This window comes from Micromonospora sp. NPDC048930, from assembly GCF_043197935.1.
Lineage (GTDB): Bacteria > Actinomycetota > Actinomycetes > Mycobacteriales > Micromonosporaceae > Micromonospora.
Genome location: NZ_JBICUB010000001.1, coordinates 194,848 through 220,918 on the forward strand (window position 1 = coordinate 194,848; position 26,071 = coordinate 220,918).

18 protein-coding genes are annotated in these 26,071 nt (G+C 72.3%); 7 read left to right on the forward strand and 11 right to left on the reverse strand.

The window, feature by feature from the left end; translation table 11 throughout:
- Positions 1-107: 107 nt before the first annotated feature.
- The 3 genes from ACGFI9_RS01015 to ACGFI9_RS01025 form a co-directional block, all read right to left on the reverse strand.
- Complete coding sequence (locus ACGFI9_RS01015) at positions 108-998, reverse strand: phosphatase PAP2 family protein (protein ID WP_393173490.1); 891 nt, start codon at positions 996-998, stop codon at positions 108-110.
- A gap of 99 nt (positions 999-1,097) precedes the next feature.
- On the reverse strand, positions 1,098-2,735 hold the full coding sequence (locus tag ACGFI9_RS01020) for an MDR family MFS transporter (protein WP_393173492.1): 1,638 nt from the start codon (positions 2,733-2,735) through the stop codon (positions 1,098-1,100).
- Positions 2,732-3,199, reverse strand: a complete 468-nt coding sequence (locus ACGFI9_RS01025) for a MarR family winged helix-turn-helix transcriptional regulator (protein ID WP_393173494.1) — start codon at positions 3,197-3,199, stop codon at positions 2,732-2,734. Before ACGFI9_RS01025 ends, ACGFI9_RS01020 begins: the two co-directional genes overlap by 4 nt.
- A 104-nt stretch (positions 3,200-3,303) precedes the next feature.
- On the opposite strand from ACGFI9_RS01025, the gene ACGFI9_RS01030 reads away from it, so the two are divergent.
- From ACGFI9_RS01030 to ACGFI9_RS01050, 5 genes are all read left to right on the forward strand, one after another.
- Positions 3,304-3,906, forward strand: coding sequence for a TetR family transcriptional regulator (locus ACGFI9_RS01030; RefSeq protein ID WP_393173496.1), 603 nt, complete (start codon positions 3,304-3,306; stop codon positions 3,904-3,906).
- Positions 3,907-4,081: 175 nt separating this feature from the next.
- On the forward strand, positions 4,082-4,423 hold the full coding sequence (locus ACGFI9_RS01035) for an MmcQ/YjbR family DNA-binding protein (RefSeq protein ID WP_393173498.1): 342 nt from the start codon (positions 4,082-4,084) through the stop codon (positions 4,421-4,423).
- A 55-nt stretch (positions 4,424-4,478) separates the two neighbouring features.
- Complete coding sequence (locus ACGFI9_RS01040) at positions 4,479-5,108, forward strand: GNAT family N-acetyltransferase (protein ID WP_393173500.1); 630 nt, start codon at positions 4,479-4,481, stop codon at positions 5,106-5,108.
- An 85-nt stretch (positions 5,109-5,193) separates the two neighbouring features.
- Positions 5,194-6,525, forward strand: a complete 1,332-nt coding sequence (locus ACGFI9_RS01045) for a low temperature requirement protein A (protein ID WP_393173502.1) — start codon at positions 5,194-5,196, stop codon at positions 6,523-6,525.
- 58 nt (positions 6,526-6,583) lie between these two features.
- Entirely contained in the window at positions 6,584-7,633 is a 1,050-nt protein-coding gene (locus ACGFI9_RS01050; protein WP_393173504.1) for a cellulose binding domain-containing protein, read from the forward strand.
- Between the two features lie 49 nt (positions 7,634-7,682).
- Here the strand turns inward: ACGFI9_RS01050 and ACGFI9_RS01055 are convergent, their stop codons facing one another.
- From ACGFI9_RS01055 to ACGFI9_RS01085, 7 genes are all read right to left on the reverse strand, one after another.
- Positions 7,683-11,966, reverse strand: a complete 4,284-nt coding sequence (locus ACGFI9_RS01055; RefSeq protein WP_393173506.1) for a discoidin domain-containing protein — start codon at positions 11,964-11,966, stop codon at positions 7,683-7,685.
- A 92-nt stretch (positions 11,967-12,058) separates the two neighbouring features.
- Positions 12,059-14,914, reverse strand: a complete 2,856-nt coding sequence (locus ACGFI9_RS01060) for a discoidin domain-containing protein (protein WP_393173508.1) — start codon at positions 14,912-14,914, stop codon at positions 12,059-12,061.
- Positions 14,915-15,201: 287 nt separating this feature from the next.
- Complete coding sequence (locus ACGFI9_RS01065) at positions 15,202-16,824, reverse strand: glycoside hydrolase family 13 protein (protein ID WP_393173510.1); 1,623 nt, start codon at positions 16,822-16,824, stop codon at positions 15,202-15,204.
- A 110-nt stretch (positions 16,825-16,934) separates the two neighbouring features.
- On the reverse strand, positions 16,935-17,822 hold the full coding sequence (locus ACGFI9_RS01070; RefSeq protein WP_393173512.1) for a carbohydrate ABC transporter permease: 888 nt from the start codon (positions 17,820-17,822) through the stop codon (positions 16,935-16,937).
- 12 nt (positions 17,823-17,834) lie between these two features.
- Positions 17,835-18,791, reverse strand: coding sequence for a carbohydrate ABC transporter permease (locus ACGFI9_RS01075; RefSeq protein WP_393173514.1), 957 nt, complete (start codon positions 18,789-18,791; stop codon positions 17,835-17,837).
- An 80-nt stretch (positions 18,792-18,871) separates the two neighbouring features.
- On the reverse strand, positions 18,872-20,251 hold the full coding sequence (locus ACGFI9_RS01080; protein ID WP_393173516.1) for an ABC transporter substrate-binding protein: 1,380 nt from the start codon (positions 20,249-20,251) through the stop codon (positions 18,872-18,874).
- 445 nt (positions 20,252-20,696) lie between these two features.
- Positions 20,697-21,698 (reverse strand): LacI family DNA-binding transcriptional regulator, encoded by a 1,002-nt coding sequence (locus ACGFI9_RS01085; protein WP_393173518.1) that lies wholly within the window; start codon positions 21,696-21,698, stop codon positions 20,697-20,699.
- A 315-nt stretch (positions 21,699-22,013) separates the two neighbouring features.
- On the opposite strand from ACGFI9_RS01085, the gene ACGFI9_RS01090 reads away from it, so the two are divergent.
- Both ACGFI9_RS01090 and ACGFI9_RS01095 read left to right on the forward strand, forming a co-directional pair.
- A complete protein-coding gene (locus ACGFI9_RS01090; protein ID WP_393173520.1) occupies positions 22,014-24,056 on the forward strand; it encodes a glycosyl hydrolase family 28-related protein in 2,043 nt (680 codons plus the stop codon).
- 198 nt (positions 24,057-24,254) lie between these two features.
- Positions 24,255-25,433, forward strand: coding sequence for a peptidase M23 (locus tag ACGFI9_RS01095; protein WP_393173522.1), 1,179 nt, complete (start codon positions 24,255-24,257; stop codon positions 25,431-25,433).
- A gap of 25 nt (positions 25,434-25,458) precedes the next feature.
- Here ACGFI9_RS01095 and ACGFI9_RS01100 read toward each other — a convergent pair whose 3' ends face one another.
- On the reverse strand, positions 25,459-25,857 hold the full coding sequence (locus tag ACGFI9_RS01100; protein ID WP_393173524.1) for a hypothetical protein: 399 nt from the start codon (positions 25,855-25,857) through the stop codon (positions 25,459-25,461).
- Positions 25,858-26,071 lie beyond the last annotated feature (214 nt).

The window sequence follows — 26,071 nt, forward strand, 5'->3', positions numbered from 1 at the left end:
TCCTGTCTATAAATGCCGGCCCGCCACCGGCGCGTCGTGGGTTCTCGCGGGCCGGCGGGGATTCTGATACGTCGATGGCTCGGCTCGCGCGGTTCGACCGTCGACCGTCACCCGCGGCCGGGCGGCCGGAACCGGCCCCACCGGGGACCGCGACCGGTGGAGCCCACCGGACCGCGCCGGCGGGGCCCGGGCCGGCGCCGCGGGTCCACCAGGTGGGGCCGCAGGCGGCCGGCGGACCCCGGTGCCGGCACCGGTCGGCGGTCGGCCGGACGCCGGGGCAGGACCGCCAGGATCAGCGCGAGCAGGACCGCGGCGACGACGCCGTCGAGCCAGTAGTGGTTGCCGGTGGCGACCACCACCAGCAGGGTGACGAGCGGGTGGGCCAGCCAGAGCCACCGGAGCCGTCCGGCGGTGCCCGCGACGAGCGCGACGGCCACGGCCAGCGCCCAGCCGACGTGCAGGGACGGCATGGCCGCGTACTGGTTGCTCAGGGTGTCGGCCGCCGGGGACCCGTAGACGGCGGGGCCGTACCGGCTGCCGGTGTCGACCAGGCCGGTCAGCGCGGTCATCCGCGGCGGGGCGAGCGGGAACAGGACGTGCAGCGCCAACGCCGCCGCGGTCAGCACGGCGAGGGCCTGGCGGAGCCAGCGGTAGTCGGCCGGGCGGCGGGCGTACAGCCAGACCAGGCAGATCGCGGTGGCGGGGAAGTGCACGTAGGCGTAGTAGCTGTTGGCGAGTCGGATCAGCAGGTGGTGGTCGAGCAGCGGCTGCTGGACGGCGGCTTCGCCGGGCAGGCGGAGCAGCCGCTCCAGCCGCCACACCCACTCCCCGTTGGTCAACGCGGTCGACTCCCGGCCGGCCGCCGCGACCCGCCCCACCTTGTACGCGAGGAACAGCGTGGCGACGAGCGCCAGTTCCCGGGCCGCGCGGCGGACCGCCCCGGCCGGCCGCGCGTCGCCGGCCACCACCCGGGGCGCCCCGGCCTCGGTCGTGTCCACGTACTCCTCGATTCGTCACGGCCGGCGGGCATCGGCCCGCGGCCACGGACCAGGGCCGCCGCCGGGTCACGGCGACGGCCCTGGATCGGGGGTCCGGCGTCAGCGACGAGCCGGATCCCTGGTCGCCGGGTCCACGGTGACCTCGTCGAAGGCCGGCGCCCCGTCGACCGCGTCGGCCGCCACGGCCACCGAGCGGCCGGTGTCCGGCAGGTCGAGGCTGGAGCGCAGGGTGACCGGCTTGAGCAGGAGCGCGGCGATGATGCCGACCACCGCGATGGCCGCGGAGATCAGGAAGATGTGCCCGGTGGCGTCGCCGTACGCGGCCCGGACGATGTGCTCCACCGGGGCCGGCAGGGCGGTGATGTTGAGGTTGCTGCTGCCCCCGCCGCCGGAGGTCGGGAACCCGGCGGCGGCCAGGTCGTGGATGATCCGGTCGGTGACCCGGCGGGCCAGGACCGCGCCGAGCACGGAGACGCCGATGGTGCCGCCCAGCGACCGGAAGAACGCCACCGAGGAGCTGGCCGCGCCGATGTCCTTGAGCGCGACGGTGTTCTGCACCGCGAGCACGAGGTTCTGCATGGTCATGCCGACGCCGACCCCGACGATGAACATGGCCGCGCCGACCAGCACCAGCGAGGTCTCGTGGTCGATGGTGCCGAGCAGGGCGAAGCCGGCGACCAGGATGATCGAACCGGCGACGATGTACGGCTTGATCCGCCCGCTGGCGGTGATCAGCCGCCCGGCGACGATCGAGGAGAGCAGCACGCCGGCCATCATCGGGATGGTGAGCAGGCCGGCCTCGGTGGGGCTGTAGCCGCGCCCGATCTGGAAGTACTGGCCGAGGAAGACGGCGCCGCCGAACATCGCCATGCCGACCGCGAGGCTGCCGAGGATGGCCAGGGCGGTGGTGCGCTCGCGGACGATGTCCAGCGGGACCACCGGCTCGGCCGCCCGGGCCTCGACCCAGGTGGCCAGCGCGAGCAGCAGCACCGCGCCGCCGACCATCGCGACGGTCTGCCAGGACAGCCAGGCGAACGAGCCGTCGACGAAGGAGATCCAGATCAGCAGCACGCTGACGCCGGCCGCGATCAGGGTGGCGCCCAGGTAGTCGATCTTCACGTTGTCCCGGCGCGCGGTGGGCAGGTGCAGGGTGAGCTGCAGGAGGATCAGCGCGATCACGGCGACCGGCACGCCGACGAAGAAGCACCAGCGCCAGCCCAGCCAGGAGGTGTCCACCATGAGGCCGCCGAGCAGCGGGCCACCGACCGTGGCGAGCGCCATGACGCCGCCGAGGTAGCCGTTGTAACGGCCCCGCTCACGCGGCGGGATCATGGCCGCGATGGCGACCTGGACGAGGGCCTGGAGGCCACCGACGCCGATGCCCTGGAAGGCACGGGCGCCGATGAGTTGGCCGGCGTTCTGCGCGAACCCGGCGGCCGCCGAGCCGGCCAGGAAGACCACGATGGCGACCTGGATGAGCAGCTTCTTGTTGAACAGGTCGGCCAGCTTGCCCCAGATCGGGGTGGTCGCGGTGGCGGTGAGCAGGGTGGCGGTGACCACCCAGGTGTACTGGGTCTGCGAGCCGTTCAGCGCCCCGATGATCTTCGGCAGGGCGGTCGAGACCACCGTGCCGCTGAGCATCGCGACGAAGAGCACGAGCAGCAGGCCGCTGAGTGCCTCCAGCGTCTGCCGTTTGCTCATCGGTGCGGCTTCCGCCGTTGCGGTGGGTGCGCTCATCGCGCGTCCTCCAGGTTGTCGTGGTGTGCGAGGGCGACCTCGAGGTCGCGGGTGAACCGGCCGAGCGCGGCGGCCAGCGCCGCCACCTCGTCGGGGGTCCAGTCGGCGAGCGCCCGGGTGAGCACCTGTCCGTACCAGTCCTGGGTGTCGGCCAGAGCGGCCCGGCCGGCGTCGGTGACGACCAGTTGGCTGGCCCGCCGGTCGGTCGGGTCGGCCCGCCGATCCACCAGGCCGTCCGCCACCAGGGCGGCGACGGCACGGCTGACGGTGGACGGATCGAGCCGGGTGCGGTCGGCCAGGTCCCGGGCGTGGCACCCGGCGGCACATGCGTCGATGTGCCGGAGCATGCCCACCAGACCGAGCGGGATGGCGGGCCGGTCGTCGGCGCGACGCTGTTTGAGCAACCGCACGCCCTTCAACAGGTCGTGCAGCCGCGTGCCGAGTTCACGGGTTGCGGTGTCCACGGATCTCCTCCCGGCCGACGTTGGTTGCCTCAAGCAATAATCAACGAATCTTGCGCAGCGGGCAAGTTTGCGCACTGAGAACCAGGTCACGTATGCTCAGGGCCATGGCGGAGAGCAGCGGGCTGCGAGAGCGCAAGAAGGCGGCGACCCGCCTCGCCCTGCACGAGGCGGCCCTGCGCCTCGCCGCCGAGCAGGGACCGGACCGGGTCACCGTGGAAGCCATCGCCGACGCGGCCAACGTCTCCCGCCGGACGTTCTCCAACTACTTCTCCAGCAAGGAGGAGGCCCTCTTCCACGGCGACACCGCGCGGCTGCGCCGGTTGCTCGACCTGCTCCACGCGCGCCCCACCGACGAGCCGCCGTGGACCGCGTTGAGCCGGGCCGCCCTGGACCTCACCGCCGAGGGCTACGACGAATCGGCGATGTCCTGGCTGACCCGGCGGCGGCACCTGTACGGACACCCGGGGCTGCTCGCACACCAGGTCGCCGCGTACGCCGCCATCGAGCGGGAGCTGGCCGGCGAGCTGGCCGGACGCCTCGGCGCTCCGGGGGCGGCACTGCGCTCCCGGGTCCTGGCCGCGACCTTCCTGGCCACCCTGCGGGTCGCCGTCCAGCACTGGCTCGAACACCCGGACGGACCGCTGGTCGACACGCTGCGGGCCGCCCTCGTCGAGGCCGCCCCCGCACCGTCCGCGAACGCGTCCTGACGACCCGCCCGACCGACGATCACCGGCGCCCGGCGTGCCCCCTGATCCGCTCGGCACGCGGCACCGGGCGGTAACCGACAGCCGGGAAGCCGCGCCGTGCCGCAGGACGGGTCGGCGGGCCGCGTGTCGGCCGGGCCGGGTTGGACTGTCACACGGCGGCGCTAGCGTTCCCCGTGTGGTCACCGTCGACGACGTCCGCGCGCTCGCCCGGACGCTCCCCCGCACCAGCGAGCACCTGATCCGCGACCGGATCAAGTTCCGGGTCGGTCAGATCGTCTACGTCGCCTTCTCCCGGGACGAGCGGACGATGGGCTTCGGCTTCCCGAAGGAGGAGCGCGACGCGCTGATCGCCGCCGAGCCGGACCTGTTCTTCCTCCCCCCGCCCGCCGACCTGCGCTTCCACTGGGTGTGCTGCCATCTCGACCGGCTCGACCACGAGCAGATGACCGAGCTGGTGACCGAGGCGTGGCGGATGGTGGTGCCGAAGTTCCTGGCCCGCGAACGGTTGGGCGACTGAGCCGGCCGCCGGCGCGGGCTTCGGTGAGAACGGTCTCACGCCGTACGGTCCGGGCATGAGCAGCCCGACGACGCCGGCCACGGCGGTCATCCGGCCCTACCGGCCCGGCGACCACGACGCGGTCTACGACATCTGCGTCCGCACCGCCGACGCGGGCGGGGACGCCCGCGGGCGGTACGCGAGCGACGACCTGATGCCCGACCTGTTCGCTGGCCCCTACCTGCACCTCGAACCGGAGTTGGCGTTCGTCCTCGAGGACGCCGGCCGGGTGGTCGGCTACGTCCTCGGCACCGCCGACACCCCCGCCTTCGTCCGCGGCTACCGGCGCGAGTGGATCCCCCGGCTGGCCCGCCGCTACCCGGAGCCGGCCGGCGCCCCGCGCACCCCGGACGAGGAGATGGTGGCCCTGCACCACCACCCGGAGCGGCTGCTCCTGCCCGAGCTCGCGGGCTACCCCGCCCACCTGCACATCGACCTGCTCCCCGGTCACCAGGGGCAGGGCCACGGCCGGCGGCTGCTGGAGACGTTCCTGGCCGCCGCCGCCCGGGCCGGCGCGCCCGCCCTGCACGTCGGCATGGTCACCGCCAACGTGCGGGCGCGCGGCTTCTACGACCGGCTCGGCTTCCACGTGATCCCGGTGCCCGACCCCGGCCCGCTCACCTACCTCGGCCGCCCGACCGGCTGACGGGCGGTTGACCGGACCGGGCGGCCGAGCCGTCGCCGTCCGATTCCGCCCCCGCGGACGGTCCACCGCTGCGAGACTCGTCCGGGTGGAGGGCGACCGGCGGCGCGGCAAGCTGGGGCCCGCCGTCGCGATCGCCCCGGCCGCCCGGGTGGACAAGTTCGAGATCTTCTTCGACCTCGTCTTCGTCGTGTCGTTCTTCATCATCACCCGGGCCACCGCCGCGAACGTGACCGGGCGCGAGCTGTTGCATGCGCTGCTGGTGCTCGCCGTGCTGTGGTGGTGCTGGATCGTGCACAGCGTGGTGGCCAGCCGGCTGCGGCTGGGCGAGGGCTTCGTCCCGGTGCTGATGGTGGTCGGCATGATGGCGCTGTTCACCTTCGCCCTGGCCCTGCCGCAGACCTTCGGCGGCCTGCACGAGGGGGCCGCCGGACCGATCCTGGTCACGGTCAGCTACATGGTGATCCGCGCCGTGCACCTGGCGCTGTACGCGCACGCCACGCGGGGCCGCCCGGTGGCCCGCCACAAGCTGTACCAGTTCATCCCCGAGATCGTGGTCACGACGCTCCTGCTGCTGGTCGCGGCGCTCGTGCCGCACATGACCACGGATGCGGACGTCGGGTTGTGGCTGCGGGACGGCCTGTGGATCGCCGTGGTGGTGATCCAGTACGCCACCGGCCTGCTGGCCGGCACCGGGGGCTGGGCGATCACCTCCGCCGAGCACTGGACGGAACGCTACGACCTGATCCTCATCATCGCGCTGGGCGAGTCCGTGATCTCGGTCGGTGTCGGCGGCAACCTGCTCGGCAAGCCGGTCACCTGGCCCGCCATCCCGGCGGCCATGATGGGCATCCTGTTCACGGCGGCGCTCTGGTGGGCGCACTTCGACATGATCGGCCCGGCCGCCCGGATCGCCCTGCACGCCGCCCAGGGCGCACCGCGGGTGGCCATGGCCCGCGACGCGTACGCGTACCTCTACCTGCCGATGATCGCCGGGATCATCATGTTCGCCATCGGCGCCGAGGAACTGGTCCGCACCATCACCGATCCGGCAGGCGGGGTGGGCGAGCGGGGGCACGGGCCGGCCGTGCCGTTGCTGTTCGGCGGGGTGATGATCTACCTGGCCGCGGACCTGGCGTTCCAGTGGCGCACGCTGCGGACCGTGACGTGGACCCGGATCGGTGTGCTGATGGCCCTGGCGGTGGGCCTGCCCGTCGCCCGCGACCTGCCCGCGCTGGCCGCGCTCGGGCTGCTGACCGCCATCTGCGTCGCGCTGGTCGCCGTGGAACTGGTGATGCTGTCGGACGCCCGGCACGCCCTGCGGCGGGCGGTGTTCGAGGAGAAGACACACCAGGAGAGCAGCGAGGCGGCCTGGCGCGCCCGGTGGCACGACGGCGGCCCGGAGGACACGACCGGGTGACGGCGGAGGGAGTCGCCCTTCCGTGGCGGGGGGACCGACCGAGCCGTAGAGTCTCCGCGTGATCGAGATCGACACCGACGTCGAGGTGTTCCATCCGGCCGATCGGGTCTGGCAGGCGCTGACCGATCGGACGCTGCTCGCCAAGTGGTTCGCCGAGGCCACGACGGTGCCGGACGCGCCGGACCGGCTGCTGCTGCGGACCGCCGGACTGCCGGGATTCGACGCCGACGCCGTGGTGGAGGTGACGCAGCTGCGGGTGCCGGAACTGCTCGTGCTGCGCTGCCGGGAGGGCGACCGGCAGACCCTGCTGACCGCCACGGTCGTGCCGACCGGCCACAGCTGCCGGCTGACCGTCCACGAGACCCTGGAGCAGGGCGAGTGGGACGCCGACCGGCGCGCGGAGCACCACCAGCAGGCGATCGGCGTACGGCTGCCGGCCATCCTCGACTGGCTGGCGTTCCAGCAGGTCGACCTGCGCCGCGCCGAGGGCGGGCTGACTGCCGAGCTGCCGGTGGTCCGGACGCGAACGGGGGCCGGACGCCGGCGGGCGGTGCTGGTCGGCGGGGTGGCCCTCGTCGCCGTGGCCGGCGGGGTGGCGGTGTGGGCGGCCCACCCGGAACCGCCGACGCCGGCGCCGGCGCCCGCCACGACGCCGCTGGTCATGCCGAGCACCCGCAGCAACCCGCCCGAGGCCGGCCCGTCCCGGTCGCCCCGGGCCGCCACCCGCAGCAGCGCCGCCGCCTCCCCCAGCCCGACGGCCACGCCCAGCCGGACCCGCGCCGCCAGCGCGTCGCCGACCCCGCTGGCCGCCACCTACCAGACGATCTCCGACCGGGTCTTCGGCTACCGCGGCGAGGTGGTGGTCAGCAACCCCGGCGGCACGCCGAAGCAGACCTGGACGGTGGTCATCACCCTCGGCTCCGGGGCCACGGTCGGCAACGTCAACGGGGCCCAAGCGACGCAGGACGGCACGGTCGTCACCTTCACCGGGGCGGCCGTCCCGGCCGGCGGGTCGACGACGTTCCGGTTCGACGTACGGGACCCGGACCCGCTGAGCCAGGCGCCGAAGGGCTGCACGATCGACGGCAGCCCCTGCACGAGCCGGTAGCGCGGGGTGCCGCCGGGGGGACTCCCCTCCCGGCGGCACCCGGCCCGGCTCAGCTGCGGTTGAGGGTGAACGTGCTGGTGGTGTTCCGGATGTCCTGGTAGTTGTCGGTCAGCCGGAGGTTGGTGAAGGTGGCGGAGCCGACCGCCGGGCCCTGCCCGGACTCGGGCATCTCGTTGACCCAGATGCCGAACCCGGACTTGGCGTCGAACGCGTCACCGCTGCGCTTCGCACCGGAGATGGACACGTTGGTGAACACCGTGTCGGTGATCGGGTTCTCCGGTTGGCCGGCCGTGTACTTCGTCTGGAACATGATCCCGGAGTACGTCGGGTCGACGATGTCCACGTCGGAGACCCGGATGCCCCGGAACTCCTTGGAGGCGGAGAAGAGCCACATGGCCGGGAAGGTCTGCGCGCCCCAGAAATGCCCGCCGGAGCGGACCAGCGAGACGTTCTGGAACTGGGTGGGTGGGCTGGTGCCGAACCCGATGAACGGGTAGCCGAAGTCCAGCGAGCTGATGGTGACGCCCGAGTACGTCAGCTGGTCGGCGATGTACAGGTTGCGGAAGACGTTGTCGTAGCCGCCGTACACGGCCACGCCCGCCGCCCGCCAGGTGAGCGTGGCGGTCAGGTTCTCGAACACGTTGCCGTGGTTGCCGGTGGACGCGCCCTGGTCGGTCGCCGAGAAGAGGGCGAACGCGTCGTCACCGTTGGACCGGCCCTCGGAGTTGGTGACCAGGTTGCCGGTGCTGCCGTTGGTCATGTTCACCGCGTCGGCGAAGGTGTCCCGGAACCGGCTGTCCCGGATGGTCAGCCCGCTGACGCTCACCCCCCAGTACGCGCAGACGGTGTGCTCGACCCAGACGCTGTCCAGGGTCAGGTTGTCCACGTCCTTCAGCTCGCCCCACACCTTGCCGGGGCCGTCGATCCGGTTGGTGTAGTTGCCGAAGAAGGCCAGGTGCGCGAAGGTCGACCCGCTGGCCGAGGACTCCACCCGGAAACCCGCGTCGGTGTTCTGCTGGCCGGTGGGCGTCTGGAAGCGGGTGTACCACATGCCCGCGCCGACCACCTTCACCTGCTTGCCGTACACCTGGAACTTCTGGGCGGTGTCGTACGTGCCGGGCGGCAGGTAGACGCCGACCAGGTTCCCGGTGGGGTCCATCCGGACCGCGTCCAGGGCGTTCTGCACGTCGGCGTGGCTGAAGCCGTTCGGCACGGTGTAGCGGGCCGGGTCCGGGTTGGGCCGGGGCGACACCAGCTCGGTGTTGACGAAGTCGATCGCGTACGTGGTGCTGTTGGCCGGGTCCTTCTGGAGCCGGATGGTGGCGCCCGCCGGGACCGTCGAGTTGAGCATCACGTTCGCCTCGTCGTACAGGTGGCGCGGGGCGCCGGCGCTCGGCGAGTCGCTCGGGCCCGCTTCGGCCCCGTAGAGCCAGATGTGCTTCGAGGTCAGGTTGATCGGCTTGTGCAGCACCCCGTTGACGTAGATGTTCAGCGTCGCGTCGATCCCGCCGCCGCCCGCCGAGTCCGGGATGGAGAAGCGGGTGACCAGGGTGTTGGTCGCCGCCCGGGTGGTCCACTCGACGTACGCGCCGGTGGTGTTGAGGGTCACCGCCCGGCGGCCGGACGCCTCACCGGCCAGGTCGCCGATGGTCCGGTTCGGCCCGATCAGCTGCGCCCCGCCGCCGATCCGCCCGTCCTCGGCCTCGTACATGTCGTACGGCAGGTTCGCGCCCCGGCCGACGAAGAGGGACCGGTCGCTGGTGTTGTTCTGCTGCTTGACCGGCAGCTCGTTGGCGTCCACGGCGAGCGCGACCCGCACGGTGTACTTCCCGTTGACCGCGGTCCAGCTGCCCAGGTCCACCGGCGGGCTGGTCGCCCCGGCCGCGATGGTGCCGCTGTACGCGCCGATCAGGGTGCGCACCGCCGTGCCGGTATCGCTGAGCAGGGTGAGGGTGATGCCGTGCGCCCCGCTCGCCGAGGCGACCGTGCCCTGGTTGCGGATCGACACCGCGAAGCCGACCGTCGCGCCCGCGCTCGGCGTACCGGGTGACCAGGTCACCGCGTCGGCGACCAGGTCGGAGCTGGCCACCGGGCTGACCGTCAGCGAGCCGGTCCGGCTGTTGTTCGACTCGTTCTGCTCGATGACCGTGTCGGCCTCGTCGACGGTGGCGATGACCTCGTACGTGGCGGCGTTGCGGACCCCGATGTCGACGGCCACGGTGGCCGAGGCCCCGGCGGCGAGGGCGCCGACGGCGGCGCTGCCGACCTTCGTCGTACCCAGGTGGAAGGTGACCGCGGAGGCGGCGGAGGCGGCGGTGCCGGCGTTGCGGACGGTGGCCGACAGGGTGACCGGGTCGGTCTCCACCGGCGCGGAAGGGGCGGACGACAGGCCGGTGACGGTCAGGTCCGGGTTCGGCGCGGGGACGCCGATCACCTGGAGTTCGGCGACCTGACCGTTGGACGAGCCGGAGTTCGCGGTGAACTGCAGCCGCACGTCGGCGGCCGTGGCGGTGACCGGGATGGTGACGGTGTTGCTGCTGGCCGGGCTGAAGGAGTACGTCGCCGACCCGACCAGGGTGCCGAAGGTGGACGCGGACTGCTCCCGGCCGAGCACCTGGAAGGTCTGGGTGCGCGGCCCCCAGATCGGGTCGGGGTTCAGCTTCACCACGATCGCGCTGATGCTGGCGTTCGCGCCGAGCGCCACGGTCAGCGTGCTCGGGTACGCCCCCGGCGCGCCCTCCCAGTAGGTGGTGACGTCGTCGTCGTTGGCGTTGACCGCGGTGAAGACGTGCACCACCGAGGAGGCGGTGATCGGCTTGCCGACGGCGAGGTTGCTGCCGCCCGGGGTGCTGCCGGTGCGGGTGACCGTGTTGGAGGTCGCCGAGACGTTCCCGGCCGCGTCCCGGGCCCGGACGTAGTAGGAGACGGTGGCGCTGTCCGGCTGGGTGTCGGTGTACGACAGCGTGGTGCCGCCGACGCTGCCGCGCAGCGCGTTGTTGGCGTAGACGTCGTAGCCGGTGACGCCGACGTTGTCGGTCGAGGCCGTCCAGGTCAGCCGGATCTGCCCGGACGCCGGCTGGGTGTACGCGAGGTTGCCCGGCGCGGTCGGGGCGGTGGTGTCCCCGGTGTTCCCGGTGCGGGTGACGGTGTTGCTGTTGGCGGACTGGTTGCCGGCCGCGTCGTGCGCCCGCACGTAGTAGGAGACGGTGGCCCCGGCCGGCTGGGTGTCGGTCCAGGACAGGGTCGAGGCGCCGACGCTGGTACGCAGCGTGCCGTTGGCGTAGACGTCGTAGCCGGTGACGCCGACGTTGTCGGTGGACGCGGTCCAGGTGAGCCGGACCTGGTCCGGGGCCAGTTCGGTGAAGGCCAGGTTGCCGGGGGCGCTGGGCGGCTGGGTGTCCCCGGCGGCCGGGCCGTAGATCTCCAGTTCGGCGAGCTGGGCCGCAGGCCAGCCGGTGTTGGCGGTGAAGAGCAGGCGGAGGTACCGGGTGCTGGCGGTGGCGGGGCTGATCGTGACGGTGTTGCCGCTGCCGGGGTTGAACGTGTACCCGGCGGAAGCGACCAGGGTGGTGAAGGTGGACCCGTCGGTGCTGCCCTGCACGGTGAGCGTCTGGGTACGGGACTCCCAGCCGGCGGGGAGCTTGAGCACCAGCTTGTCGACCGCGACGGTGCCGCCCAGGTCGGCGCGGATCCACTGCGGGAAGGCGTTGTTGGCGCTCTCCCAGTAGCTGGCCTGGTTGCCGTCGTTGGCGTTGCCCGCGCCGTAGACGTCGGCGTGGCTGCTCTCGGTCATGGTGCGGCCGAGCGCGAGGTTGGTGGACGAGCTGCTGACGCCGTACACCTCCAGCTCGGCGAGCTGGGCCGCGGGCCAGCCGGTGTTCGCGGTGACCGCGATCCGGACGTACCGGGTGGTGATGGCCGGGAAGCTCAGGCTGACCGTGTTGCCGTTGGCCGGGCTGAACGTGCGGCCGGCCGGGCCGACCACGGTGGTGAAGCCGCTGCCGTCGGTGCTGGCCTGCACGGACAGGGTCTGGCTGCGGGACTCCCAGGTGGCGGGGAGCTTCAGCACGACCTGGTCGACCGGCTGGGCGGTGCCCAGGTCGACCTGGGCCCACTGCGGGAAGGTGTTGTTGGCGCTCTCCCAGTAGCTGGCGGCGTTGCCGTCGGTGAGGTTGCCGGCGGTGTAGGCGCCGTTGGCGCTGCTAGCCGAGGTGGCCCGGCCGAGGGCGAGATTGGGACCGCCGGCCGCGGCGGCCGGGGACGGGGGCGGGACCGTGACGGCCAGCCCGATCGCGGCGAGCACCGCGACCAGCCGGGAACGGAATCGGGACATGGTGGAGGGACACCTTCTTCCGGGGGACGTGGAGAGGTGGGTGTGGTGGGGGTGGGCGGGGTCCCCGCGCCGTCGCGGGGACCCCGGGGAGGTCAGCTCGCGTAGACCTCGAACTCGCCGAGCTGGCCGGCCGGCCAGCCGGTGTTGCCGGTGAAGGTCAGTCGCAGGTGCCGCCGGCTGGTGGCCGGGAAGGTGACGGTGGCGGTGTTGCCGGTGGCCGGGTCGAAGGTGTAACCGGCCGACGCCTTGACGGTGGTCCAGGTGGACCCGTCGGTGGAGCCGAGCACCGACAGCGTCTGGGTACGGGTCTGCCAGGCCGAGGAGGGCGGCAGCTTCAGCACGATCCGGGACACCGGGTACGTCGCGCCGAGGTCGACGCTCAGCGACTGCGGGAAGGCGTTGTTGGCGCTCTCCCAGTACGTGCCCGCGTTGCCGTCCACCGCGTTCGCCGCCCCGTACACGTCGGCGTGGCTGGTCTCGGTGACCGGCCGGCCGGCGGCGAGGTTGCCGCTGGGCGGCGGCGTGGTGCTGGGCGGAGGCGTGGTGGTCGGCGGCGGGGTGGTGGTCGTGCCGCCGTACACCTCGAACTCGGCGGCCTGGCCGGCCGGCCAGCCGGTGTTGCCGGTGACGCTGAGCCGGACGTAGCGCCGGTCCCCCGCCGGCAGCGGGATCGACACGGTGTTGCCGGCGGCCGGGTCGAAGGCGTAGCCGGCCGACGCCTTGACGGTGGTCCAGGTCGACCCGTCGGTGGAGCCGAGCACCGACAGGGTCTGGGTGCGGCTCTCCCAGGTGGGCGGGAGTTTCAGCACCACCCGGTCGACGGCGCGGGCCGCGCCGAGGTCCACGGTCAGCGTCTGCGGGAAGGTGTTGTTGGCGCTCTCCCAGTACGTGCCGGCGTTGCCGTCCACCGCGTTGGCCGCCGCGTACGTCTGGGTGGTGCTGGACGCGGTCACCGGCCGGCCGAGGGCCAGGTTGCCGCCCGACGGCGGCGGCGTGGTCGACGACGGACTCGGCGTGGGGCTGGTCGGGCTGGGCGGGGTGGACGGGCCGTTGCCCCACTGCGGCTCCGGCCAGGGCCCGCAGTACGGGCTGGCCGAGTACCAGCCGGAGTTGCCGGCGCCCTGGGTGATCTGGAAGGCGCTGCCGACGCAGTTGTACATCGGGTTCGCCTGGGCGATGCCGCTGGCCCGTACGTTGGTGAAGCTGACCTGGCTGGCCGCCTGCACCTGGAGCGCGAACGTCCCGGCGCCGTCGATGCGGACGTTGGTGAGGTTGATCCCGCTGGTCTGCCCCTCGATCCAGTGCAGCGCGGCGTACGAGCTGTCCAGGATGTCGGTGTCGGTGACGTTGATGCTGGCGCCCTGGATCGGTTCGTTGAGCGCGGAGAACCAGAGCGCGCCGACCCCGAAGCGCCAGTTGTAGTCGGAGTTGCCGTTGCGGATCAGGGTGTTGCGGGCGACGGTGATGGTGCCGGCGACCGCGGTCGGCCCGTTCACCCCCGGATAGCGGTTGGCCACGTGGATGCCGCCGCCGTTGGTGACCGAGTCGGCGGTCACGTTGTCGGTGATCCGGATGTCCCGCCCGCCGTAGGTGACCAGGTTGTTGGCCAGGATGGTGACGCCGACGGTGTTGAAGGTGAAGGCGTTGTTGACGTTCGGCACGTTCTGCGCCCACATGGCCAGCCCGTCGTCGCCGGTGTTGCGGACGAAGGTGTTGGTCACCGTGGAGTTGGTGACGCCCCAGTGGAAGTTCACCCCGTCGGCGGTCTGGTCCAGGATCCGGCTGTTGCGGATGGTCAGGTTGTCCATCGGCCCGTCCATCCAGGCGCCGACCTTGGTGTGCTGGAGCCAGAGGTTGTCCACCACCGAGTTCGACATCGCCCCGCCGAGGGCGTTGACCTGGTCCTCGTCGACCCGCTCGCGGATGTCGCCGATGATGGCGAAGTCCCGCAGGGTGACGTTGCGGCTGGGTCCGCCGGCCTCGTGCGGCCGGATCTCGCCGCCGTAGCCACCGCCGGCGACGTACTTGCCGTAGATGCCGGCCGCCCGTTTCCGGTCAGTGGGGTGCCGTCCGCCGAGCACCGAGTACCACGGCCCGGCGCCGCGCAGGGTCACCCCGTCGACCACCACGTGGTCCCAGAGGGTGAAGGTGCCGGCGGGGATCCACACCGTCCTCCCCTGCGCCCGGCCGGCGTCGACGGCGGCCTGGAACCTCGCGGTGGAGTCGGTGGCGCCGGTCGGGTCGGCGCCGAAGTCGGTCACCACGTCCAGCGCCCCGGCCGGCTTGGCGATCTGCCCGCCGACCAGCTCGAAGTCGGCCAGGTCGATGGTGAAGGTGGGCGACTGCGCCGTCGAGGAGACCTGCAACCTGATCTTCGTGCCGGCCGGGTACGTGCTGCCGAACAGGGTCCGGGTCTCGTCGTAGAAGTGGTGCGGGTTGGTGTCGCCCGGGTTGTTGTTGAACGGGTAGCCGCCGTAGTACCAGCCGTACCGGGAGGTGACCGGGACGGCCTTCACCAGGGCGCCGTTGGCGCGCAGGTCGATGCTGGCGTCCCGGCCGGTGCCGGCGGCGTTGTCCGGCAGGCTGTACCGGAAGGTGACCGCGTCGGCCGGCGCGGTGAGGGTGAACTCGACGTACTCGCCGACGGCGTCGAGGGTGACCGCCTCTCGGCCGGAGGCCTCCGACGGCAGCGTGCCGTAGTGCCGGTCGGGACCGATCCGGGTGCCGGTGTGGACGGCCCGCTCCGCCTCCTGCTCGACGAAGGGGACGGTGGCGCCGCGGCCGGCGATGTCGAACGGCGACAGCCCGGCGGCCCGGGCCGGGGTGGCGGTGGAGGTGAGCGCCACGACGGTGAGCGAGGTGGTGGCGAGGGCGGCGGCGGCCAGGGCGGCCAGCCCCGCGCGGAACCGGACTGTGCGCTGGTGGTGCGGGGTGGTGTGCGCGGCCATGAGGGGTGTCTCCCTTTCGTCGGCGGCCAGGTCCCCCGTGTGCGTCGCTCCTTCCTCCTTCCTCGCGGTGGGCGGCGGGGGGGGGGGGGGGGGGGGGGGGGGCGGGCGGCCGGCGGGGGGGGGGGGGGGGCGCGGCCCCCCGCGGGGGGGGGGGGGGGGGGGGGGGGCCTTGTGGGGTTTCCCGGTTGGGGGGGGGGGGGGGGCCGGGGGGGGGGGGGGGGGGGGCCCCCCCGGGGGGGGGGGGGGGGGGGCCGGGGGCGGGGCGGGGCCGCCGGCGCCGCGACGGATCAGCGGGTACGCAGCCAGACGGCGGTGTCCGGCGGAAGCAGGTCGCCGACCGGTCCGCTGGCCAGCAGCAGCCCGTCGTGGTCGGGCAGCGGCACCGCCGTGTCGGAGAGGTTGACCAGGCAGGCGAAGCCCGGCTCGCGGCGGAAGGCGAGCACCCGATCGGGGGCCGGCAGCCAGGTCAGCGTGCCGTCGCCGAGGGCCGGCTCGCGCCGGCGCAGCGCGATGGCCGCCCGGTAGAGCTCCAGCATCGAGTGCGGGTCGCCGGTCTGGGCGCGGACCGTCCGGTCCTTCCAGTCGGCCGGCTGGGGCAGCCAGGGGGTCGCCGCCGCGCCGTCCGGGCTGAACCCGAACGGCGGGGCGTCGCCGGACCACGGCAGCGGCACCCGGCAGCCGTCCCGCCCGGGGTCGACCCGGCCGGAGCGTTCCCACATCGGGTCCTGGCGCAGCTCGTACGGGATGTCCTCGACCTCCCAGAGGCCCAGCTCCTCGCCCTGGTAGACGTACGCCGCGCCGGGCAGCGCGAGGGAGAGCAGCGCGGCGGCGCGGGCGCGGCGGGTGCCCAGCTCCAGGTCGGTGGGGATTCCCTCGCGCTTCGCGGCGAAGCTGAACGTGGTGTCCGCCCGGCCGTAGCGGGTGACGTGCCGGGTGACGTCGTGGTTGGAGAGCACCCAGGTGGCCGGCGCGCCGACCGGCGCGTGCGCGCTCAGCGTCCCGTCGATGCTCTCGCGCAGCGCCGAGGCGTCCCAGGCGCAGCCGAGGAAGTCGAAGTTGAAGGCGGCGTGCAGCTCGTCCGGGCGCAGGTAGTTGGCGAACCGCTGCCGGTCCGGCAGCCACACCTCACCGATCAGCGCCCGGTCCCCTGGGTACTCGTCGGCGATCCGCCGCCAGCCGCGGTAGATCTCGTGCACCCCGTCGAGGTCGTGGAACGGGTGGGGTCGGCCCGGCAGGGCCTCGGGCAGCGTCCCGTCCTTGACCAGCAGCCCGGCCGAGTCGATCCGGATGCCGTCCACTCCCCGGTCGAACCAGAACCGCAGGATGTCCTCGAACTCGGCCCGCACCCGAGGGTGGTCCCAGTTGAAGTCCGGCTGCTCGGGGGCGAACAGGTGCAGGTACCAGTCGCCGGGGGTGCCGTCCGGGTTGGTGGTCCGGGTCCAGGTCGGGCCGCCGAACTCGCCGACCCAGTCGGTGGGCCGCTGGTCGCCGTCCGGGCCCCGGCCGGGGCGGAACCAGAACAGCTCCCGCTCGGGCGCGTCCGGTCCGCCGGCGAGCGCCGCCTGGAACCAGGGGTGCGCGTCGGAGCAGTGGTTCGGTACCACGTCGACGATCGTCCGGATGCCGAACGCGTGTGCCTCCGCGATCAGCGCCTCCACCTCGGCGAGGGTGCCGAAGACCGGGTCGATGTCGCGGTAGTCGGCCACGTCGTAGCCGGCGTCGGCCATCGGGGAGGGGTACCAGGGGCTGAACCAGATCGCGTCGACGCCGAGCGCGGACAGGTGGTTCAGCCGGGACCGGATGCCGGCGATGTCGCCGATGCCGTCGCCGTTGCCGTCGGCGAAGCTACGCGGGTACACCTGGTAGATCACCGCTCCACGCCACCACGGACCGTTGTCTGCTGTGGACACGAGCACCTGCTTTCTGCGTCGGTACGTCGGCGGGTTCGCCGGACCTGAGGGGTGTCGGGCGAACGGTCGTTGTTCGCCGCGGAGGAATGGCCGGGGGCGTGCCGGTGCGGTCAGCCCTTGAGGCCGCCGGTGGTCAGGCCGGACATGATGTTGCGCTGGAAGATCAGGAAGATGACGACGGTCGGGATGGCGGCGATGACCGAGGCGGCGATCACCACGTTCATCGGCGTGCCGCCGGAGAAGGCGTAGATGCCGACGCTGACCGTCCGGGTCTCGGGCGACGGCATGACCAGCTTCGGCCAGAGGAAGTCCTTCCAGACCGCCGTCACGGCGAAGATGGACACCACGCCGAGAATGGGACGCGACATCGGCAGGATGATCGACCAGAGCGTGCGCAGCGGTGTCGCCCCGTCCACCAGGGCCGCCGCCATCAGGTCCTCCGGGATCGAGTCGAAGAACCGCTTCAGCAGGAAGATGTTGAACGCGTTCGCGACCAGCGGCAGCCAGATCGCGAACGGCGAGTCGAGCAGGTTGATGTGCAGGATCGGCAGGTCGATCACGGTCACGTACTGCGGGACGATGAGGACCATCGCCGGGATCATCAGCGTCGCCAGCATCAGGCCGAGGATCACGTTGCCGAAGACCGGTCGCAGCTTCGACAGGGAGTAGGCCGCGGCGGTGTCGAGGACGAGTTGGAACAGCACCGCCCCGGTCGCGTAGTAGAACGTGTTGAACAACAGCTTGGCGAGGTCCAGGTTGGTCCACGCGTCAACGTAGTTCTGCGGCTGGGGATCCTGCGGGAACAGCGACGGCGGGGTCTGCGCGATCTCCTGGCCGGACTTCAGCGCGCCGGTGACCATCCAGTAGAGCGGCCCGAGGAAGACGAGCGTGAACCCCACGACGACGACGGTGAGCAGCGTCCAGTAGATCACCCTGCCGCGCCCCCGCCTGAGCTGGGCGGCAGAGATGAGGGTGCGGGTCCCGGAGTCCTGTGCCATGGGCGGTCCGTCCTAGTCCTGTTTCGCGGTCAGCCGCGCGTACGCGGCGGAGAAGCCGGCCAGCACCACGAGCATGATCACGCCGAGCGCGGCGGCGCCGTTGAGGTCGCTCTGGAAGAAGCCGTGCTGGTAGATGAGGTACGCGACCGAGGTCGCCGAGTCCTCCGTACCCGCGCCGTTGGCGAGAATCAGCGGCTCGATGAAGAGTTGCATGGTGGCGACGATCTGCAGCATCGCCAGGAGCGCGAGGATCAACCGGGTCTGCGGGATGGTCACGGTGCGGATCCGCCGCCAGATCCCGGCGCCGTCCAGCTCGGCGGCTTCGTAGAGCTCGCCGGGGATGTTCTGCAACGCGGCCAGGTAGATCAGCACCGCGCTGCCCATGTTCATCCAGGTGGACGCGATCACCATCGCCGGCATCGTCATCCCGGGCGACTGCATCCACTCCGACGTCGGCAGGTGCAGGGCCGTGAGGATCGCGTTGAAGAGTCCCGCCTCGCTGGGGTCGTACGCGTAGAACTTGAAGAGGAAGAGCGCCGAGGCCGGCGGCAGCATCACCGGCAGGTAGACCAGGATCCGCAGGTACCCCTTGGCGTGGCGGAACTCGTTGAGCAGGATCGCCACGAAGAACGGCACCGCGTACCCGAGGACCAGCGCCAGGATGGTGAAGTAGAACGTGTTCTTCCAGGCGGTCCAGAAGCTGGGGTCGTCGATGATGCGCAGGTAGTTGTCCCAGCCGACCCAGGTGGTCTCGCCCCGGCGGGTGCGTTGGAAGCTCATCACGATGCCGCGGATCATCGGGTACCAGGAGAAGACGACGAAGCAGAGGACCGCCCCGATCAGGAACGCGTGCCCGGTGAGGTTGTCCCGTACCCTGCGGCCCAGCCCCGTACGTCGAGGCCCGGGCGGGTACGGCGGAGCGGGGCGACCCGGTGGTCTGGTGGCACCCGGGACGGTGGTGAGCGCCAAGGCAACTCCTGCGGAAGTCGGTGACCGGACGGTGCGGGCGGCGGGTGGAGGCCGGCGTGCCGGCCCCCACCCGCAGTGGATCAGCTCCCGGCGGCCAGGAGCTTGTTGACCTTGTCTTCGGCCGTCTTGAGCAGCGCGTCGATGTTCGCGTTCGGGTTCGTCAGGACCCCGGACATCGCGGCATCCAGCACCGCGTAGATCGCCTGCGCGTTGCGGGGCTCGCCCTTGATCGGGACCGGGTTCGCCTCGAAGGCCGCGAAGTTCGCGGTGTCGACGTTCGCGTTCGCCTTACGCAGCTCGAGCTCCTGCTTCTGCGCGGCGCTGCCGTTGGCGAAGAGCAGCGGCTGAGGCAGGCCCACCGGGTAGTTCTGCGGCTTGGACCGGACATAGTCGAACTGGCCCTTGCCCGGGGTCAGCTTCTGGTACGCGATCCACTTCAGACCGGCCTTGACCTGCTCCGGGGTGAGGCCCTTCTTGAAGAAGTAGCCCTCGCCGCCACCGAGCGTCGCCTTCGCCGGACCGTCCTGGCCGGGCAGCGGGCCCATCGCCCAGTCCTGGAACTTGCCCTGGAACTGGCTGACGATCGCCTGGGTGGTGTCCGGCGCGCCGATGAACATGCCGACCTTGCCCGCGCCGGCGTTGGTCAGCAGGTCGCCCCACTGCAGGAGCTGGCGGGAGCCCATGCTGTTGTCGCCGTACCGCATGTCCTTGAGGTTCTGCAGGACCTGCTTGCCCATCGCGTTGTTGAAGTCGGCCTTCTTGCCGTCGGCGGTCAGCACCTGGCCGCCCTGGGAGTAGAGCAGGGAGGTGAAGTGCCAGCCCCCGGTGTTGCCGGCGCTGTACTCCGCGTAGCCCGCGATGCCGTTGCCGAGCGCGGCGATCTTCTTGGCGGCGGCCCGCACCTCGGCCCAGGTCCTGGGCGGGTTGTTCACGTCGAGCCCGGCCTGCTGGAACAGGACCTTGTTGTAGACCAGGCCCATCGAGTAGTTCTTCACCGGGACGGCGTAGAGCTTGCCGCTGTCGGTGAAGACCTCCTTGAGCGCCGGGTCGACGCTGTCCCAGGTCGGGATGGTGTCCTTGTTGGCGTACTGGGTGATGTCCATCGCCTGACCGGAGTCGAGCACCTGCTGGAGATCGGTCATGTACCCGTAGAACACGTCGGTCACGGTGCCGCCGGCCAGGCGGGCGGTGAAGTCCGGCGGGTTGTTGCACTGCTCCCCGACGCTGACGCTCTTGATGACGATGTCCGCGTTCTGCCGCTGGAACTCGGCCACGTCGTCGTTCCAGTTCTTCAACAGCTCCTTCTGGGAGCCGACCGGCTGGCAGTCGACCGTGATGGTGACCTTGCCGCCGGCATCCTTCGTCGCGTCGTCGCTCTTGGTGGAGCAAGCCGCAAGGCTGAGCCCCAGGCCGGCCACGAGCGCTAGCGCCGCAGCCTTCCGGTACTGCGGTACGGACATCTGTCCATCCCTTCGGGAACGGGGGGTATCCATGGCCTTCGCTGATCTGCGGTGATCGTCACCGCGGGGATGCCGCCTGGTGATCTGCATCCGCCACGCGACCTGCCCCGACGCTGTCCGGGTCAGGTGTGAGTGCAGTCACCGTAGCGAAGCCGACTCATTTCAGCAAGGTTTCGATCGTGCTTTGAAAGGATGCGACTTTTCGGCGGCAGATGCCGACATCGCCACGGGATGTGACCAGGTTGCTCGCCTTCGCCCCGTTGTGGCTGCTCGTTCGCGGCGGAGTCGGGCGAGGCCAGCCGGGGCCCTCGCCCGGGGGCGACGCGAATCGGCGCCGGCAACGACGAAACGGCCGCCGACCGCGAGCAGCGGTCGACGGCCGGAAGCGCCGTTCAGCGGCCGGAACGCGGCGGTCCGTGGCCGGGTTGGTCGGGGCGGGTCGGGGTCAGCGGCCGGGCGCCGGGGCGGTGGAGCCGCGCACCACCAGTTCGGGCTCGAACAGCAACTCGTCGTGCAGCACGCCGGCCCCCTCGATCTGGGTGACCAGCAGGTCCACCGCGGCCTGCCCCATCGTCTCGATGGGCTGCCGTACCGTGGTCAACGGCGGGTCGGTGCAGGTCATGAACGCGGAGTCGTCGAAGCCCACCACGGACACGTCGGTCGGCACCTTACGACCGAGTCGCCGGGCGGCCCGGATGGTGCCCAGGGCCAGCACGTCGCTGGCGCAGATGATGCCGGTGACGCCCCGCTCGACCAACTTGGTCGCGGCGACCCGCGCCCCTTCCATGGAGAAGCTGGAGCGTTCGACGTACGGCCGGTCGTCGGTCCAGCCCGCGGCCCGGACCATCGCGTCCAGCTTGCGCCGGGACGGGACGTGGTCCTCGGGGCCGAGCACCATCCCGATCCGCTCGTGGCCGAGCGACCGCAGGTGCCCGTACGCCTGCTCCACGGCGACCGCGTCGTCGGTGGACACCCGGGGGAATCCGAGCTCGTCAACGCCCGCGTTGACCAGCACCACGGGCAGGCCCCGGTCGGTCAGCCGCCGGTAGTGCTCGTGCGAGGCGTCCGCGAGGGCGTACGACCCACCGGCGAAGATCACCCCGGAGACCTGGTGGTCGAGGAGCATCTCCACGTAGTCCGACTCGGGCACGCCGCCGATGGTGCGGGCGCAGAGCGCCGGGGTGAAGCCCCGTTGCGCCAGCGAGCCGGTCACCACCTCGGCGAGCGCCGGGAAGATCGGGTTCTGCAGTTCGGGCAGGACCAGGCCGACCAGCCGCGCCCGTTCGCCGCGCAGCTTGGTCGGGCGCTCGTAGCCGAGGACGTCCAGCGCGGTCAGCACCGCGGTCCGGGTCGCCTCGGACACGCCGCCGCGCCCGTTGAGCACCCGGCTCACGGTCGCCTCGCTGACGCCCGCCTTGCGGGCGACCTCCGTCAACCTCTTCGTCACGCCGCAATCCTATGCCGCTCCCCTGCAAAAAATGAACCGCCCGCTGCTCGGTGGCGCAAGAATCGGATGATCGCTTACAGGCACTCCGGCCGGGTCGGCGGTGGACCTGGCCGTCCGGACGGCGCGAGGCAGGGCCCTCGCCATGTCGACCACCCGCCTCGACGACGGCCCTCGTCGTCGCAAGTTTTGGACAGAGAGGCGCTTGAATCTCGACAAGTGACGGGAATAACATGAGCCACCCCCCGGAGCCGGACAGGCACACCTCGGCGCACGGCGCACCACCACCGTCCCCCATCCCCGAGAGTGGGTAACCCGATGCAGCGGAGCATGGACGACGGCCCGGCGGGTCGACGCCGGCACGTGCTGACAGCCCGGATCGTCGCGGCGGCGAGCGCCGTCGCCCTCGCCGTACCCGCCGGGAGCGTCGCGGCGGCCGCGGGCCCGGCCCCCGCCGGCCCCGCCCCGGTGGTCACCCGGGCCGGCCTCGACCCGGCGCTGGTCACCGGCCGCGGCGCCGACGTGGACTTCGTCGAACAGGAGGCCGAACACGCCCGGACGACGGGCGTGGTCATCGGCCCGGACCGCGCCGCCTACACCCTCGCCGGCGAGGCCTCCGGCCGCCGGGCCGTCCGCCTCACCCCCGGCCAGTACGTCGAGTTCACCCTGCCGGCGACCGCCAACGCGATCACCGTCCGGTACAGCATCCCCGACGCTCCCGGTGGCGGCGGCATCACCGCGCCGCTGCACGTCACCGTCGGCCGTGGACCCACCCGGACCATGACCCTGACCTCCCGGTACGGCTGGCTCTACAACCAGTACCCGTTCACCAACGACCCGGACGCCGGGCTGCTCCACCCCGACTGGTGGATCACCGAATGCTCCTGCGTGCCGGCCGCCACCACCCCGGCGCCGACCATCACCAAGCCCTTCCGGCCGCACCACTTCTACGACGAGCAGCGCCTGCTGCTGGGCCGGACGTACCGGGCCGGCGAGGTGGTGCGGCTGACCGCTCCGGCCGGCAGCGGCGCCGCCTGGACGGTCATCGACCTGCTCGATTCGCAGCTCGTCGGCCCGCCGCGCGTGGTGCCCGGCGCGGTCAACGTGCTGGCCTTCGGCGCCGACCCGACCGGCCGGCGGGAGTCCGCCGACGCCTTCGACCGGGCGGTCGGGTACGCCCGGCAGGCCCACCGCCCGCTCTACCTGCCGCCGGGGGTCTACCAGGTGAACCGGCACATCGTCGTCGACGACGTGACCATCGTGGGCGGCGGCAGCTGGTACACGATCGTCCGGGGACGCGAGATCGCCCTGGACACCCCGGCCCCCGACGGCTCGGTGCACACCGGCGTCGGCTTCTACGGCCGCGACGCCGCCGAGGGCGGCAGCAGCAACGTCCACCTCGCCGACTTCGCCATCGAGGGCGACGTGCGGGAACGGATCGACACCGACCAGGTCAACGCGATCGGCGGGGCGCTGAGCCACTCCACCATCGACGGCCTCTACCTGCACCACACGAAGGTCGGCATGTGGTTCGACGGGCCGATGACCGACCTGCGGGTCACGCACACGGTGATCGCCGACCAGATCGCCGACGGCCTCAACTTCCACACCGGCGTCACGCACTCCGCCGTGTCGCACACCTTCGTCCGCAACACCGGCGACGACGGCCTGGCCATGTGGTCGGAGGGCACCGGCAACGCGGACAACACGTTCGACCACAACACCGTGCAGTCGCCGGTGCTGGCCAACGGCATCGCCCTGTACGGCGGCACCGACAACACGATCTCGGCCAACCTGGTCGCCGATCCCGTCCGGGAGGGCAGCGCCGTCCAGGTCGGCTCCCGGTTCGGCGCCGAGCCGTTCACCGGCCACCTGTGGATCACCGACAACACCACGGTCCGAGCCGGCGGGTACGAGCTGAACTGGAACATCGGTCTCGGCGCGATCTGGTTCTACGCGCTGGACCGCAGCATCGACGCGGACATCCAGGTCGTCGGCGACGCCTTCCTCGACAACACGTACAACGCGATCATGCTGGTCAGCGACTGGCCGGTGAAGGACACGGTCTCGATCAGCAACGTCCACTTCCGGGACATCCGCGTCGACGGCACCGGCACGTCGGTGGTGAGCGCCCGGACCGCCGGATCGGCCTCCTTCGCCGACGTCGACGCCCGCAACGTCGGCGCGGTGGGGGTGAACAACTGCGGCTCGTTCCACTTCACCCCGGCGGGCTCCGAGTTCCACCTGACCGACCTCGGTGGCAACGACGGCGGCTGGCTCGCCCCCTGGCTGCTGCCCAACACGATCACCTGCGACGACCGTCCGCCGGTGGTGCCGCCGCCTGCCCCGTCGTCCTGGTGAGCCGGCCGCACGGCGGGCCGCCACGTGGCCCGGCGGGTGACCTCACCCGTCGGGCCGCGCCGCGTCGGTCGGCCGTGATCCGGCGGGATCTCGTCGTATCCCACAGTGGCTCCGGGCGTGGACAACCACCCGGGCGATCGATAATCTTCCGGCACGACCGGCAATGATGCTTGTCGATGCAACGGAGACGGGGTGCCCATGAGTCGCGTCCGAGGATGGGCCTGCGCGGTAGCGCTGGTCGCCGCTTCCCTGCTCACCAACCCCACCACCGCCCAGGCCGCGCCCGCGGGGGCCGGCGACCTCACCGCGGCGGTGACCACCCGGCTGCTCGACCGGGCGAGCGCCACCGACGCCGGACTGCGCAGCGCCGGCGCGGACGACACCCGGATCACGGTCACCCGCCGCGACGGCAAGGCCTGGGCGTTCGGCACGGCCGTCGTCGTCGCCCCGGCCCAGGAGGGGCGGTACCCGGCCGGTTGGCTGTTCGTCGCCCACCGCGACCGGTCCGGTTGGCAGATCGCGTTCGACGGCGAGCCGGCCTTCACCGGCCTCGCCGCGACCGCCCCCGCCCCGGTGGTGTCCCCCACCGAGAAGCGGGTCTTCACGTCACCGAGCCCGATGTACGCCGGGGGCGACTACCGCACCGGCATGCGCCTGCCGTTCGCGGTCGGCCAGTCGTGGTACCTCACCGGCGGGCCGCACGGCTGGGCGGGCAGCGACACGCCGTGGAGCTCCGTCGACCTGTCCGGCGGGGACCAGCGGGTGCTGGCCGCACGCGGCGGGACCGCGTACACCATGTGCCGGGGGTGGATCCGGGTGATCCACGACCGGGGCTACGCCACGGACTACTACCACCTGTGGAACAGCATCAGCGTCAACGGCGCGGGCGTGGGCGAGGGCGCCTACCTCGGGGACACCGGCACCGACGTCACCTGCGGCGGCGCGGCCAGCGGCCGCCACGTGCACTTCGCCCTGCGGCAGAACAGCGCGTACGTGCCGATCGCCGGCCACAACCTCGGCAAGTGGGTGGTGATGAGCGGCGGCGCCACCTACCAGGGCTACGCCCTGCACGGCTCGGCGCAGGTCAACGTCGGCGGCGCCCTCTACAACCACGGCGCGCTCGGCCTCACCCAGGGCGTCGTCGACGCCAACGGCGGCGGGACGGTCAACAAGCGCTCCGGCCCGGGGACCGGCTACGCGATCGTCGGCTCGGTCGCGGACGGGGCCACGGTGAGCGTCGCCTGCTCGGCGAACGGCACCACCCACACCGGCCGGTGGGGCACCACGTCCCTGTGGAACCGGCTGACCGACGGCACCTGGGTCACCGACGCGTACCTGTGGACCGGAGTGAGCGGCCCGGTCAACGGCTGGTGCTGACGACCACCGCGGCGGCCGAAGAGGCTCAGGCCGCCGGCAGGCCCTGGTGGTTGAGGTAGAGCACGACGCGGAACCGGCCGGCGTCGTCGTGGAGCAGGTACGACGACGCCAACCGGACCGGCGCGCCGCCGTCCCGCCGCGGGGCGTCCCACTCGGTACGGGCCAGCACGTACCGGTCGTCGAGGCGCTGGTAGCTGAGGTCGGTCAACGTCGCGGGGCCGAGCCCGGCGTCGGCGAACAGTTGCGTTCGGCGGGGCAGGGCGGCGAGGAAGGCGGCCCGGGGCACCGGCCGGGCGCCGGCCTCGTCGGCCAGCAGGAACGGATCGGCGAACAGCTCGCCGAAGCCGTCCGCCGCCCCGGCGGCCGGGGAGAAGGCGGCGAAGAAGTGCCGGATGCGGGCTTCGAGGGTGGGCGTCTCGGACATGCGACTGGTCCTCTCCGGGAGCCGGCCGGGCCGGGGTTGGCGCGGCCGATGAGGGCCCTCCGGGACGGCGCGGGATCACCGCCGGGGGCGGCGCCACGCTACCAGTCGCAAACGGACATATTACCACAGAAGTCGGCGAAGATCAAGTGCCTCGGGGCTCGTCCCGCCTCGTCCCTCCGGCTGAGCCCTCCGCCGGAACCCGGGTCTCCGTCCG

Excerpts from the sequence above, each read along its gene's own strand:
- ACGFI9_RS01020 (WP_393173492.1), bottom strand. The coding sequence starts at position 2,735 with ATGAGCGCACCCACCGCAACGGCGGAAGCCGCACCGATGAGCAAACGG.
- ACGFI9_RS01030 (WP_393173496.1), top strand. The coding sequence starts at position 3,304 with ATGGCGGAGAGCAGCGGGCTGCGAGAGCGCAAGAAGGCGGCGACCCGC.
- ACGFI9_RS01040 (WP_393173500.1), top strand. The coding sequence starts at position 4,479 with ATGAGCAGCCCGACGACGCCGGCCACGGCGGTCATCCGGCCCTACCGG.
- ACGFI9_RS01055 (WP_393173506.1), bottom strand. The coding sequence starts at position 11,966 with ATGTCCCGATTCCGTTCCCGGCTGGTCGCGGTGCTCGCCGCGATCGGG.
- ACGFI9_RS01060 (WP_393173508.1), bottom strand. The coding sequence starts at position 14,914 with ATGGCCGCGCACACCACCCCGCACCACCAGCGCACAGTCCGGTTCCGC.
- ACGFI9_RS01070 (WP_393173512.1), bottom strand. The coding sequence starts at position 17,822 with ATGGCACAGGACTCCGGGACCCGCACCCTCATCTCTGCCGCCCAGCTC.
- ACGFI9_RS01080 (WP_393173516.1), bottom strand. The coding sequence starts at position 20,251 with ATGTCCGTACCGCAGTACCGGAAGGCTGCGGCGCTAGCGCTCGTGGCC.
- ACGFI9_RS01090 (WP_393173520.1), top strand. The coding sequence starts at position 22,014 with ATGCAGCGGAGCATGGACGACGGCCCGGCGGGTCGACGCCGGCACGTG.
- ACGFI9_RS01095 (WP_393173522.1), top strand. The coding sequence starts at position 24,255 with ATGAGTCGCGTCCGAGGATGGGCCTGCGCGGTAGCGCTGGTCGCCGCT.
- ACGFI9_RS01100 (WP_393173524.1), bottom strand. The coding sequence starts at position 25,857 with ATGTCCGAGACGCCCACCCTCGAAGCCCGCATCCGGCACTTCTTCGCC.